This is a genomic window from Krasilnikovia sp. MM14-A1259, assembly GCF_047159535.1.
In the GTDB taxonomy this organism is placed as follows: domain Bacteria; phylum Actinomycetota; class Actinomycetes; order Mycobacteriales; family Micromonosporaceae; genus Actinoplanes.
The window spans coordinates 1,895,927-1,909,100 of the sequence record NZ_BAAGAJ010000002.1; the positions used below are offsets into that span (position 1 = coordinate 1,895,927).

Below are 13,174 nucleotides of genomic sequence, written 5' to 3' on the forward strand. Positions count from 1 at the left end.
CACTCCGCCGGTCTGCCGGCCGGGGACGGTCCTGCCAGGGGGAGATGGCGGTGCGATCCACAGCTGGTTCGACCGGCGGTCGGCGGCACGTGCCGTGGTGGGCGTTCGCCGTGGCCGGCGTCGCCGCGACGGCCGTCTATGTCGCCGAACTGTCGCGGACCACGAGCGTGCTCGCCTTCGCAGTGATCGGCGTCGGCACGGTCTCGGCCTGTTTCGCCGGCCCGCGCCGCTTCGGCGCGCAGCCGCGCGCGGCCTGGTCGCTGATGGGCGCGGCGGCCCTGTGTTTCCTGGTCGGGGTCGTGGTCCGGCCGTGGGCGACCACCCAGCCGTATCCGCGGGATCTGCTCGGCGATGCCGCAACCATTCCGGGCTATCTGCTGCTCGGGGTGTTCTTCGCGGTGCTGCTGCGGGCCCGGCAGAGCCTGGAACGCCACGCCGTGCTGGACGGGCTGATCGTCTGCCTGGCCGGTGGGCTGGCCAGCGCGCTGCTGCTGGCGGCGCCCGCGGCGGCGGTGCCGGGGCGCCCGCCGGCCGAGTCCGTCCTGGCCGGGCTGTACCCGCTGTTCGACGTGATGCTGCTGCTGCTCGTGGTGAATCTGACGTTCACCGCCACCACGTGGCCGTTCAGCCTGGTCACGCTGCTGGGCACGATGACGCTGATGGTGGTCGGGGACATCGCGTACGCGATCATCGGGGTGGCCGGGCTGACGTACGCGTCGCCGCTGCTGGACGTGCCGTTCCTGCTGGCGTACGTGCTGCTCGGGGTGACCGCGCTGCACCCGTCCGTGGCCCAGCTGAACCGGGCCGCCCGGCGGCCGGTGCAGGCCTGGTCCCGGCGCCGGATGTCGCTGCTCGGGCCGGCCATCTGCGTGCCGTTCCTGCTCCTGGTGCTGGTCGGGGGGCATTCACCGGCGTACCGGCTCAGCATCGCGGTGGGCGGGGCCGCCCTGGTGGTGCTGTTGCTGGCGCGGGCGGTGTCCGCGGTGCAGGCGCAGGTCGCGGCGCAGTTGTACTCCGAGCATCAGGCCGTGCACGACCCGCTGACCGGGCTGCCGAACCGGCGGATGATCTCCGCGCACATCGCGCGGCTGGTGGAGGCGGCGCCGCCGGAGGGGCCGCACCGGGTCTGGGTCTGCTACCTGGATCTGGACGGCTTCAAATGGGTCAACGACTCCTGGGGTCACGACACCGGCGACCAGCTCGTGATCGAGGTTGCGGCCCGGCTGCGCGCCGCCGTACCGGCCGCGGCCACGCTGGCCCGCGTCGGCGGCGACGAGTTCGTGCTGGCGTACGTGGGCGAGCAGGCCGGGGCGCTGAAACTGGTCGAGGAGGTGCAGCGCTGCTTCGCCCGTCCCCTGCCGGTGCGCGACACCGAGGTGGTGATCAGCGCCTCGGTCGGCATCGCGCACGCCGCGGGCGACCCGAATCCGGCGGTGACCGCCGAGGCCCTGCTGCGGGATGCCGACACGGCGATGTACCGGTCCAAGGCCGAGGGGCCGGGCCGGTCCACCGTCTTCGACGTCTCGATGCACGACCGGGTCCGCGAACGCATCGAGCTGGAGGTGGCGCTGCGCACCGCACTGGCCGAGGGGCAGCTGCGGGTGACGTACCAGCCGATCGTGGACCTGGCCACCGGGCACCCGGTCGGGGCGGAGGCGCTGGTCCGCTGGGAGCATCCGCAGCGCGGGGCGATTCCGCCGGTGACGTTCATCCCGGTCGCCGAGGACGCCGGCCTGATCGGCGCGATCGGCACCTGGGTACGCAAGCAGGCGCTGAGCCAGCTCGCCCGCTGGCGCGCCGACGGCACCGTGAGCGACGACTTCTACCTGTCCGTCAACGTTTCGCCGCGCCAGCTCACCGACGCCGACCTACCCCTGATCATCTCCGCGGAGCTGATGCAGTACGGCGTCCCGGCGCGGGCGATCGCCCTGGAGATGACCGAGTCGGTCATGATGGACGGTTCCAGCGTGACCGCCCGCGTCCTGTTCGAGCTCCGGGAGCTCGGAGTGCGCCTGCTGGTGGACGACTTCGGCACGGGCTTCTCGGCGCTGGGGTACCTGCGCCGCTTCCCGGTCACCGGAGTCAAGATCGACCGGTCGTTCGTCTCCGGCCTGGGCCAGATCGTGGAGGACGAGGAGATCGTCCGCGCGGTGGTCGCGATGAGCTGTGCCCTGGGGCTGAGCATCGTCGCGGAGGGGGTGGAGAACCGCCGCCAGCGCGACGCGCTCGCCGCGGTCGGGGTGACCCAGGGCCAGGGCTGGCTGTGGGGGCCCGCGGTGGCCCCCGAGGAGTTCGCCGCCGGCTGGGGCGCGGCGGCGAACCGCGATCAGCTGGCCGCGGGGAACTCGTAGGACCAGAACGACTGGCTGTCCAGGCGCTGGCCACGGGCCGTCCCGGCGATCCGGCCGAGGATCAGCTCGACGCGCTCGGGCAGCGAGTGCACGACCTCGTTGTGCGTGCACACGTCGATGTTGACCATGCCGTTGACCTCGATGACCGGGCGCGTCATCTCGCGCAGCAGCCGAACGAAGACGCCCATGCCGCGCGGGCCGGGCTTGGCGCCGACGAACACCGTGTAGAAGATCCGCCGCTGGGCGTACAGCTCGGGCCAGCGGTGCGCGAAGTAGTCCGGCGAGATCAACGGGACCGCGTGCAGGTCGTCGGTCTGGGCGGCGAAACCCACGATCGCGTCGCCGTCGCGGGCCACGTACTTGGTGATCCGCTTGTCGCCCGCCAGGTCGTCGAACTCGTGGCGGTGCATGAGGTGCCGGTTCACCGCGAGCACCCGCAGTTCGTCGAAGGTGTCGCGGTAGAAGCGCCAGGCCTCGTCCAGCAGCTCAGCCGGCAGCTCCGAAACGACATCCAACTGCATGAGTGTTCCTCCCCGTTCGGCGCGATCGACCGTAGCCGATGACGCGCCTCGATGCGGCATTCCCTGGTGCGGACCGTTCCTTTGCATCGGCAGCGGTCCGGCCGACACAAGGGAATCCGACGACGCGCGACCGGCGGCGGGATCGGGCAGGCTGTGCAGATGCGCTTCGCCACATGGAACGTCAACTCCGTCAAGGCCCGGCTCCCCCGACTGGTGCAGTGGCTCGCCGACACCCGTCCCGACGTCGTCTGCCTGCAGGAGACCAAGGTCGCCGCGGACGGCTTCCCGGCCGAGGAGGTCGCCGCGCTGGGGTACGCCAGCGCCACACACGGCCAGGGCCGCTGGAACGGGGTCGCGCTGCTGTCCCGGGCCGGGCTCGACGACGTACGCCTCGGCTTCGCCGGGGAGCCCGGCTTCCCCGAGCCGGAGGCCCGCGCGATCAGCGCGCTCTGCGCCGGGGTGCGCTTCATGTCGCTGTACGTCCCGAACGGCCGCACCCCGCAGGACCCGCACTACGACTACAAGCTGCGCTGGCTGGCGGCGCTGCGCGAGTCCTTGGCGTCGGAGGTCGCCACCGGCCCCGTGGTGGTGGCTGGCGACTTCAACGTGGCGCCGACCGACGACGACGTCTGGGATCCCGCGGTGTTCGTGGGCGCCACCCACGTGACCGCCCCGGAACGGAAGGCGCTGGCCGACATCCTGGCGCTCGGGCTGACCGACATCGTGCCGCGCCCGCTCAAGGGCGACCACCCGTTCACGTACTGGGACTACCGGGCCGGCATGTTCCACCAGAACAAGGGCATGCGTATCGACCTGGTGTACGGCACGCCGGACGTCGCGGCCGCGGTGCGCGACGCGGTCGTGGACCGGGAGGCCCGCAAGGGCAAGGGCCCGTCCGACCACGCGCCCATCGTGGTGGATCTCGATCGGGCGCCCGGACAGGGCGGATAAATGCGTGGCGGCCGCGGACCGGGCGCGGGTAGCGTGCCCGGCATGATCTCCTGACGTCGTGGCCCGCTGCCGACCCGCGCCTCACCGTGCCGGTCCGCCGAGCGGGTATCCGCGCGCAGGGCCCGCCGTGCGGGCCCGCGCCGACCTCTCCGGTTCCGGGCGCTGCGGCGGCATCGCCTGCCGTGGGGCCGCCCCCGCAGCCCGGGACACCTGACTTCGCGCCGCCGGTGCGGCGCCTCCGTCCACGGTTCCCGCCTCGTCTTCAGGAGGTTTCCGTATGCCTGACCGAACTTTCCACCCGCACGTCGACCGGGACGACCTGGCCCGCCGGCAGATGTCCGCCGTACCCGGGGTCGAGCACGACGCCCACCGGGCGGAGTCCGTCGCCGCGTCGCACCACGGCGCCGAGGACTCGCGGCTGGCCGCCCGGCAGCGTTCGGAGCGGGACCGCTCCGGCCGGGCGTCCCGGTCCGGCCAGACCCGGACGTACGCGTTCCGCCGCAGCTGAGCGGGATGCGTACACGCTGAATTGCATTCTCCGCGGGCCCGGGACCGGATGGTCCCGGGCCCGCGGGCGTTCAGCCGGCGACGGCGATCACGTCGTCGAGGTACCCGTGGTACATGTCGGAGGTCGTGTTGAAGTTCGGCCCGCCGATCCGCACCGGCATGTCGTTGCCGATCTCCAGCGTCGCCGGGATGGCGGCCTGGCCGCGGACGACCCCGTCGACGTACACGACCAGCGAAGCGCCGGCGCGACGGCACAGCACGCGGTGCCACGTGCCGTCGGCGACCGTCACCGAGGAACGCGCCACGTACGCCTGACTCGAACCGCGGCCGACGACCACGCACTGGGCCTTGCCACGATTCGCGCCGACCTGCAGCTTCCACTGGCTCTGGGTGTCCGACACACCCTTCTGCATGACGTTGGACGAGCCGATCACCTGCCACTGCTTGACGTAGACCGTCGCGCCCCAGCGGAACGGGTTCGTGCCCGGGTCGAGGTTGGCGTTGTCGGGTGCCTCGAACAGCGCGCGGGGGCAGGTGGTGGCGGTCCGGGCGCACGGGGCGGGGAAGCCGACGTACCGGCCGGTGGTGGTGCGCAGGAATCGGATGACGCCACCGTCCACAGTGCGCATGACCAGGGGCGCAGCGACGCCGGAGAGGTCCGCGATGCGCCCGGTGGCGGTCGGGCCGGCGTCGAACGTGTACCGCATGACCGTTCTGAGGCCGGTGGCCGCCGAGGCGGACAGGGCCAGCGCTGGTACGGCGGGGGTGGCGAGGAGCAGGAGGGTGAGGAGTTTGGCTCGAACCTTCATGGAGTTTGAAGTTACTTAGACGCCATTAGCGCGCAAAGTGCTCCGGTTGCCGTTTCGGCCGCTTTATCCGATCGGTCCGGGCGACCCCCCGGTCGGGCACACGACGCCCGTCACGGCGCTCCCGGCCAAAGACGCAAATCACACCGGGGCCTCGCGGTGCGAGCGTTCCAGCATCGCCCCCGCTTCGGCGGCGGGTACGGGCCGCGAGAAGTGGAATCCCTGAGCCCGCTCGCAGCCCAGTGCCCGCAGCAGTGCGACCTGCTCGGCGGTCTCCACCCCCTCGGCGATCGTGCCCAGGCCCAGGGCGGTCGCCAGATCGATGATCGCCTTGACCAGCGTCCGGGCGGTCGGGTCGGGTTCACCGGAACCGGGCATGAACGACCTGTCGATCTTGAGGTGATCGATCGGCAGGTCCCGCAGGTACGCCAGCGACGAGTAGCCCGTGCCGAAGTCGTCGACCGCCACCCGGACCCCCCGCTCGCGCAGCGCGCTCAGGTGGCGTACCGCCTGCTCGGCGACCGGTCCCGACGCCACCAGCACGCCTTCGGTGATCTCCAGGATCAGCGCCTGCGGCGGCAGGCCGGCGCCGCGCAGCGCGTCCAGGACCTGCGTGGCGAAGTCCGGTTCACGCAACTGGCGGGGCGACGCGTTGACCGAGACGACCGCACCGTTGCGCCGGTGCCACGGGGCGGCGACCCGGCACGCCTCCTGCAGCACCCAGGCGCCGATCGGCACGATCAGACCGCTGTCCTCGGCCTCGGGGATGAACGCGTCCGGCGGCACCATCGCCTCCCCCGGCGGCTGCCAGCGCAGCAGCGCCTCGGCACCGACGTACCGCTCGTCGGCGAGCCGGACCAGCGGCTGGAAGTGCAGCAGCAGCTCGCCGCGGTCCTGGGCGCCGCGCAGCCGTTCCACGGTGCGGGCCCGGGCCAGCCGCTGCTCGCGCATCTGCCGGTCGAACATGGCGAGCTGGTCGCGGCCCGCCGCCTTGGCCGCGTGCAGCGCCACGTACGTGTCGCGCAGGATGTCCGCGGTCAGCAGGTCCGGGTCCAGGCCGCGCAGGCCGACGCTGACCGCGGCGAACAGGGCGTGATGCTGCACCGTCACCGGCCGGCGCATGGCGACCAGCAGTTCCTCGGCCCAGCCGGCCGCCTCTTCCGGGCTGTCGCCCTCCAGCAGCACCGCGAACTCGTCGCTGTCCAGCCGCGCGACCATCGCCCGGTCCGCGACCATGCCGGTGATCCGGTCCGCGACCGCGATCAGCAAGTCGTCGCCCACGGCGTGCCCGAGCCGGTCGTTGACGTCCTTGAAGTCGTCGATGTCGAGCACAAGCAGCGCCCCCGGGGTGCCCGCGGCGAGAGCGGCGCCGATCCGCTCGTACAACAGGGCCCGGTTGGGCAGCCCGGTGAGCGGATCGTGCTGGGTGCGGTGGCGCAACTCGCCCTGCAGTTCGGCCTCGGCGCGCAGCGCCTGTTCCAGCCGGGAGGCATGCCGGCGGGCAACGCTGTTGAGCTGCTGGATCCGCCACAGCAGCAGCGCCGCGGCGACCGCGGTGATCAACAGCGGCACCCCGATGTCGGCCGGCTGCACCGACCGGGCCCGCTGCTCGTGCAGCAGGTACCCGGCGGTGACCAGGGGGGCGAGCACGACCGTGAGCAGGTATACCGGCGCGGCGGTGGCATGGTCCGGCCCACCCGTGGTGGCGCCGGCCGGGCTGGGAGCCGGCGGCTCGCCCGCGCCGACCCGGGCCATCGACGGATGCAGCGCGGCCGCGCCGAGCAGCACGTGCGCCAGCAGCGAGCCGGCGGCGGTGAGCGGGGGCGTGACCCCGTCCGGCGTCGCGAGGTACGCCGAGTCCGAGATCAGCAGCATGACCGTGGCCCCCGCGATCAGGACAGCCGCGGCGTTGCGCCGGGTACCGCGCACCAGCCGTACCGCGAGGGCGACCATCGCGAAGTCGAACAACGGGAACGCGAGCGTCCGGGCGTGCATCGGAAGGTTGCCCGCGTCGCTGAGCGGGTCGATCACCACGATCCACCACAGCAGCGCCGCGCCGCAGGTGAGGATCCCCACCTCGGCCAGGTTGCCCCTGGGGGAACGGATCCGGCCGTGGGCCCCCAGCATCGCCAGTGCGGCCGCCAGCACCAGGTAGACCGGGTAGTAGAACAGGTCCACGAGTGGCGGCGCGGTGCCGTTGCGCGGGGTCAGTGTCTGGCCGATCAGGCCGAGTGTCGTCGTCGCACCGATCACGGCCATGAGCAGCCACCAGGGCAGCGGCCGCGCCGGCCGGTGCAGGAGGATGCCCGCGATGATCGCCCCGGCGGTGGCCACGCCGACTAGCAACTGCCCGGCCAGGCCACCCACGGCCGCCCCGGCGGCCATCAGCAGCACCGAGGCGCACAGGCACCACGGCCACCACCCGCGTGATGCGTTTCCGGATTGCCGTGCCTGGTGCACCGGCGGCCCCCTTCCGCCCGTGTCACCCACGGTCGCACGGACGCCGCCACAAGGGGGCGGAAAGGACAGAACGGGCTAGGCGGGCAGTTGGTCCATCGCCTTGTAGATCCGTTTGTCCGATACGGGGTACGCGGTGCCCAGCGACTGGGCGAACAGGTTGACCCGCAACTCCTCGATCATCCAGCGGATCTCGTCCAGACCCTCGTCCGCGGGCCCGCCCGCACCCAGCTCGGCCCGCAGCTCCCGGTACTCCGCCTCGATCTCGTGCACCTGCGCCATGAGCTGCCGGTCGCGCGCCAGCGTGCCGGGCAGCCGGTCCAGCCGGTACGCGATCGCCTTCAGGTAGCGCGGCAGATGGTGCAGGTGACGCCAGCCGGTCTGGGTCACGAAACCGGGATGCACCAGCGCGCGCACCTGCGCCCGTACGTCCGCCAGCGCGGGCACCAGCGCCGGATCCTTGGTGGCGCCGATGCGCTGCTCGATCTCGTACGCCGTGGCCAGCACCGCGCGCACCTGGGTCACCACGTTGGCGACGCCGTCCACCAGGTCGGCCCGGACCGCGTCACGCAACGTGGCGAACGCGGCGGCGTCCCACGCCGGACCGCCCGCCTCGGCGACCAGCCGGTCCAGCGCCGCCCCCGCGCAGTCGTCCAGCAGCTCCGCGATCGACCGGTACGGGTTCCCCCGGCTCAGCTCCAGCTTGGCCCGGTTGTCCAGCCGCCCCTGCAGATACCGGGCCGCCTGCGGCAACGTGAGCAGCAGCAGGCGCCGGGTGCCCGCGCGCATCGCCACGCGCTGCTGCGGCTCGGTCTCGAAGACCCGCACCGCCACGCTGTCACCCTCGTCGGCCAGGGCCGGGAACACCGTCACCGCGTACCCGCCGCGGTCCTGGGCGACGTGGCGCGGGATCGTACCGATGTCGGCGGTGGTGATGCCGCGGCGTTCCACGTTCCCGGCCGCCGCCGAGATGGTGGCCTGCACCTTCGGCGCCAGGCTGCGGCGCAGCACCTCCAGGTCGCGGCCCTCGCCGAGCACCGCGCCGTCCTCGGCCACCACCCGGAAGTTCATCCGCAGGTGCTCGGGCACCTGGTCGGGACGCCACGCGTCGCGCGGCACCACCGTGCCGGTGAGCCGTCGCAGTTCGGTGCCGATCGCGTCCGGCAGCGGGCCGCGGCGGGCGGGCACCCGGGCCAGCACCGCCTCGGCCCAGTCCGGCACCGGCACGAAATTGGTGCGCAGCGCCTTGGGCAGCGCCCGGATCAGCGCCACCACGACGTCCTTGCGCAGGCCCGGCACCGACCAGCCGAAGTCCTCCGGGTCCACCTTGTTGAGCAGCGCGACCGGAACCTGCACGGTGACGCCGTCGGCGGCCGCGCCCGGCTCGAACTGGTAGGTCAACGGCAGCCGCACCCCGTCGGCCAGCCACGCGTCCGGGTACGCCCCCGGATCCATCGCGTCCTTGCCGGTGTTGACCAGCAGGTCGCGGGTGAACGTCAGCAACTCCGGCTCGGCGCGCCGGGCCTTCTTCCACCACGCGTCGAAGTGCCGTGCGGACACCACGTCGGCGGGGATGCGCGCGTCGTACAGGGCGTACACGGTCTCGTCGTCGACCGCGATGTCGCGGCGGCGGGCCCGGTGCTCCATCTCTTCGACCTGGGCCAGCAGTTTCGCGTTGTGCGCGAAGAACGTGTGGTGGGTGTCCCAGTCGCCCTCGACCAGGGCGTGCCGGATGAACAGCTCGCGGGCCAGCACCGGGTCGACCCGGGCGTAGCCGACCTTGCGCCGGGGCACGATCGGCAGGCCGTACAGGGTGACCTTCTCGAAGCCCAGCACCGCGCCCTGCCGGCGGTCCCAGTGCGGCTCGCTGTAGCTGCGTTTGACCAGGTGCGGGGCGAGCTTCTCGGCCCACTCCGGCTCGATGCGGGCGTTCACCCGGGCCCACAGGCGGCTGGTCTCGACCAGCTCGGCGGACATCACCCAGCGCGGCTGCTTCTTGAACAGCGCCGAGCCCGGGAAGATCGCGAACTTGGCGCCGCGGGCGCCCAGGTACTCCCGCTTGTCGGTGTCCTTGAGGCCGATGTGCGACAGCAGGCCGGACAGCAGCGCCGTGTGCAGCCGCTGCGCGTCCGGCGGCTCGGCGTCGTCGTGCTCGGCCACGCTGAGCCCGAGCGTACGGGCGACCTGCCGCAGCTGGGCGTAGATGTCCTGCCACTCGCGTACGCGCAGGTAGTTGAGGAACTCGGCGCGGCACAGCCGGCGGAACTGGTTGCCGGACAGCTCCCGCTGCCGCTCGCGCAGGTAGCGCCACAGGTTGAGGTAGCTGAAGAAGTCGGATTCCTTGTCGGTGAACCGGGCGTGCTTCTCGTCGGCCTGCTGCTGCTTGTCGGCCGGGCGTTCCCGCGGATCCTGGATGGACAGTGCCGCGGCCACCACCATCACCTCGGCGACGCAGTCCTGCTGGTCGGCCTCGATGACCATGCGGGCCAGCCGCGGGTCGACCGGCAGCTGGGCGAGCTGGCGGCCCATCGGGGTGAGCTTGCGCCCGTCCAGCGCGCCCAGCTCTTCGAGCAGCTTGACGCCGTCGGTGACGTTGCGCCGGTCCGGCGGGTCGAGGAACGGGAAGCGGGCCAGATCACCCAGGCCCAGCGCAGTCATCTGCAGGATGACACTGGCCAGATTGGTACGCAGGATCTCCGGCTCGGTGAACTCGGGGCGGCCGTCGAAGTCCTCTTCGGAGTACAGCCGGATGCAGATGCCGTCCGCGGTACGCCCGCAGCGGCCCTTGCGCTGGTTCGCGCTGGCCTGCGACACCGGCTCGATCGGCAGCCGCTGCACCTTGAGCCGGTGGCTGTACCGGGAGATCCGGGCGGTGCCGGGGTCGATCACGTACCGGATGCCGGGGACGGTCAGCGACGTCTCGGCGACATTGGTGGCCAGCACGATGCGCCGCCCGGTGTGCCGCTCGAACACCCGGTGCTGTTCGGCCGCGGTGAGCCGGCCGTACAGCGGGACGACCTCGGTGTTGCGCAGGTCGCGTTTGTTCAGCGCGTCCGCGGTGTCGCGGATCTCCCGCTCGCCGCTGAGGAACACCAGGATGTCGCCGTTGCCGTCGCCGCTGAGCTCGTCGACCGCGGCGGCGATGCCGTCGACCTGGTCGACCGGCTCCTCGCGGCCCTCCTCGTCTGCCACCAGCGGCCGGTAGCGCACCTCCACCGGGTACGTGCGGCCGGACACCTCGATCACCGGGGCCGCAGCGGACGGGCCCGCGAAATGCTGCGCGAACCGGGCCGTCTCGATCGTCGCCGACGTGATGACCAGCTTCAGGTCGGGGCGGCGCGGCAGCAGCTCCTTCAGGTAGCCGAGCAGGAAGTCGATGTTGAGGCTGCGCTCGTGGGCCTCGTCGATGATCAGCGTGTCGTACGCCCGCAGCGCCCGGTCGTTCTGGATCTCGGCGAGCAGGATGCCGTCCGTCATGACCTTGACCATGGTCTGGTCACTGACCTGGTCGGTGAAGCGGACTTTGTAGCCGACCGTGGCGCCCAGCGGGGTGCCCAGTTCCTCGGCGATGCGCTCGGCGACCGTGCGGGCCGCGATCCGGCGCGGCTGGGTGTGCCCGATCATTCCGCGCACGCCGCGGCCCAGCTCCAGGCAGATCTTCGGCAACTGGGTGGTCTTGCCCGAACCGGTCTCCCCGGCCACCACCACGACCTGATGGTCGCGAACGGCCGCCGCGATGTCCTCGCGGCGGGCGCTGACCGGCAGCTCCTCCGGATAGCTGATCGTGGGCACGGCCGCGAGGCGCGCCTCGTACCGCCCGCGGGCCGCCGCTATCTCGGCGGCGATCTCGGTCAGCGCCACCGCGCGGGCGCCCGCGTCGCGGATGCGCCGGGTGCCCTCCAGACGCCGTCCGAGGCGGTGCTCGTCGCGGGGCAGCAGGGTCGTCAGGGTACGGCGCAGCGCGGCGGCGTCCGGGGTCGTCGGGGTGGGGCGCAGCGCGGCGGCGTCCGGGGGTGGCATCGACATGGCGGAGCAAGGATAGGCGGATCGGGCGCCGGGCGCCGCATGATTAGCGTCGCCCGGCGCCCGGCCGCGGCATGATCACATCGCCGGGTGTCCCGGCCGCCGGTTCACTTCCAGATGTCGTACCGGTACAGGTTCCACTTGGTCATGATGCCGGTGATCTTCGTGTAGTAGTTCGGGTCCGTGGCGTACCCGGCCTTCCACACAGTCCAGATGAACTTGTTCGCGCTGCGCGTGTACGCGAAGGCCGGCTTGTACCGGCTGTTGACCCGCAGGAAGTACCCGTGGTCGCGGTACGAATGGCCCTGCGTGGCGTACGTCCGGAAGCTCGCGGTGGTGGTGAAGCAGTCACCGGCCTTCGTGCACTCCTGCGTCACGTAGGTGTGGCAGCCGGTGGCCAGCGGGCCGTGGTTGCCGTCGAAGCACTTGATGCCGAAGAAGTTGCGGTCGGCGACCGACAGGTCGCTGCGGCCCCAGCCGGACTCGAGGACGGCCTGCGCGATCGTCACGGACGCCGGGACGCCGTAGTCGCGCCAGCCGCGCTGCGCGCCTGCCACGGACCGGGCGATGAACTGCTCCGGGGTCAGCGGCGGCGTCGACACGGCGGGCCGGGGGGCGCCGGGGCACAGGTGCAGCGTGGGCGTCACCACATACGCGTGCGAGACGTAGAGGCCGTTGGGGAGGCGGTCCCACTGCGTGGTGGTCCGCACGGTGCCCTTGACCCGGGCGCCGACGACGCCGCACACGAGGTTGACCCGCGCACCGTTCGGGATGGTCCCCTTGACCTTGGCTTTCATGGTCACGCCGGCGCGGACGTTGACCCGGCCGTCGGAGCTGCGGACCCGGCCGACCACGTACTTCACCGCGGCTGCCTGGACCGGTGCCGGGCGGACCTTGACCGTCTGGGCCTGGGCCCGCACGGCGGCGCAAGAGGGGATGCCGCCCGACGCGAGGACGTACGCGTGCGAGATGTACCGGTCGGTGCCGAGCCGGTCCCACACGTCCGTGGTACGGACGCTGCCGCGCACCTCGGTGCCACGGGTCGCGCACTCGACATTGATCCGCTGCTGGTCGCCGACCGCGCCGACCACCGGGGCCGCAAGCGACGGTGCGGAGCGCACCCGCAGCGTTCCGGTGACGTCCACGGTGGCGGGAACGCTCGCTGCCTGGGCTGCTCCCGGCGCGACGACGAGGCCGCCGCCGACCACGACGGCCAGCATCGGTGCGGTGAGCAGCCGGCGGGCGGTGTGCAGCATGAATGATCCCCTCTGTGGCGTCAGGCGTCCGTTCGACAGTCACGGGGGGCCGTTGCGGTAGAGGGGGGACCCGGGGAGCAGGACGGTTGCCCGTACCTGCCGGCACCATTGGGGCAAACGTTGCGTAAGGGAATTATGACCTGTGGGGTGACTGGCGGGGGCAGGGTTGAAAAAACGCGTTCTTGGGCATGGGGGCCCGGACGGCGGCCGGGGCACGGCCGGGCGACCGGCCCCGTGAGGGTGGTGTCGGAACCGGTGTCGGTACCGCGTGGTACACAGCAGGGACACCATCGGACGGCAGA

8 protein-coding genes are annotated in these 13,174 nt (G+C 72.3%); 3 read left to right on the top strand and 5 right to left on the bottom strand.

Features of this window, described 5'->3' with window-relative positions; translation table 11 throughout:
- Positions 1–50 precede the first annotated feature (50 nt).
- Positions 51–2,351: a putative bifunctional diguanylate cyclase/phosphodiesterase gene (locus tag ACMCNK_RS08190; protein ID WP_412735790.1), complete on the top strand. Its 2,301-nt coding sequence runs from the start codon at positions 51–53 to the stop codon at positions 2,349–2,351.
- Here the strand turns inward: ACMCNK_RS08190 and ACMCNK_RS08195 are convergent.
- The gene (locus ACMCNK_RS08195) at positions 2,327–2,872 is read right to left on the bottom strand and encodes a hypothetical protein (RefSeq protein WP_412735791.1); all 546 of its coding nucleotides are present in this window, start codon (positions 2,870–2,872) and stop codon (positions 2,327–2,329) included. The genes ACMCNK_RS08190 and ACMCNK_RS08195 overlap by 25 nt on opposite strands.
- Positions 2,873–3,031: 159 nt before the next feature.
- On the opposite strand from ACMCNK_RS08195, the gene ACMCNK_RS08200 reads away from it, so the two are divergent.
- Both ACMCNK_RS08200 and ACMCNK_RS08205 read left to right on the top strand, forming a co-directional pair.
- The gene (locus ACMCNK_RS08200; protein WP_412735792.1) at positions 3,032–3,823 is read left to right on the top strand and encodes an exodeoxyribonuclease III; all 792 of its coding nucleotides are present in this window, start codon (positions 3,032–3,034) and stop codon (positions 3,821–3,823) included.
- Between the two features lie 277 nt (positions 3,824–4,100).
- The gene (locus ACMCNK_RS08205) at positions 4,101–4,331 is read left to right on the top strand and encodes a hypothetical protein (RefSeq protein WP_412735793.1); all 231 of its coding nucleotides are present in this window, start codon (positions 4,101–4,103) and stop codon (positions 4,329–4,331) included.
- A gap of 70 nt (positions 4,332–4,401) precedes the next feature.
- Here the strand turns inward: ACMCNK_RS08205 and ACMCNK_RS08210 are convergent, their stop codons facing one another.
- The 4 genes from ACMCNK_RS08210 to gsmA form a co-directional block, all read right to left on the bottom strand.
- Positions 4,402–5,139, bottom strand: a complete 738-nt coding sequence (locus tag ACMCNK_RS08210) for a LamG-like jellyroll fold domain-containing protein (RefSeq protein ID WP_412735794.1) — start codon at positions 5,137–5,139, stop codon at positions 4,402–4,404.
- Positions 5,140–5,277: 138 nt separating this feature from the next.
- Positions 5,278–7,521, bottom strand: a complete 2,244-nt coding sequence (locus ACMCNK_RS08215; protein WP_412735795.1) for a putative bifunctional diguanylate cyclase/phosphodiesterase — start codon at positions 7,519–7,521, stop codon at positions 5,278–5,280.
- Positions 7,522–7,671: 150 nt separating this feature from the next.
- On the bottom strand, positions 7,672–11,613 hold the full coding sequence (gene hrpA, locus ACMCNK_RS08220) for an ATP-dependent RNA helicase HrpA (protein ID WP_412740781.1): 3,942 nt from the start codon (positions 11,611–11,613) through the stop codon (positions 7,672–7,674).
- Between the two features lie 110 nt (positions 11,614–11,723).
- The gene (gene gsmA / locus ACMCNK_RS08225; RefSeq protein ID WP_412735796.1) at positions 11,724–12,872 is read right to left on the bottom strand and encodes a sporangiospore maturation cell wall hydrolase GsmA; all 1,149 of its coding nucleotides are present in this window, start codon (positions 12,870–12,872) and stop codon (positions 11,724–11,726) included.
- Positions 12,873–13,174: the final 302 nt, after the last annotated feature.

Coding starts and splice junctions, on each gene's coding strand:
- ACMCNK_RS08200 (WP_412735792.1), top strand. CDS start 3,032: ATGCGCTTCGCCACATGGAACGTCAACTCCGTCAAGGCCCGGCTCCCC.
- ACMCNK_RS08195 (WP_412735791.1), bottom strand. CDS start 2,872: ATGCAGTTGGATGTCGTTTCGGAGCTGCCGGCTGAGCTGCTGGACGAG.
- gsmA (WP_412735796.1), bottom strand. CDS start 12,872: ATGCTGCACACCGCCCGCCGGCTGCTCACCGCACCGATGCTGGCCGTC.
- ACMCNK_RS08205 (WP_412735793.1), top strand. CDS start 4,101: ATGCCTGACCGAACTTTCCACCCGCACGTCGACCGGGACGACCTGGCC.
- hrpA (WP_412740781.1), bottom strand. CDS start 11,613: ATGCCACCCCCGGACGCCGCCGCGCTGCGCCCCACCCCGACGACCCCG.
- ACMCNK_RS08210 (WP_412735794.1), bottom strand. CDS start 5,139: ATGAAGGTTCGAGCCAAACTCCTCACCCTCCTGCTCCTCGCCACCCCC.
- ACMCNK_RS08215 (WP_412735795.1), bottom strand. CDS start 7,521: ATGGCCGCCGGGGCGGCCGTGGGTGGCCTGGCCGGGCAGTTGCTAGTC.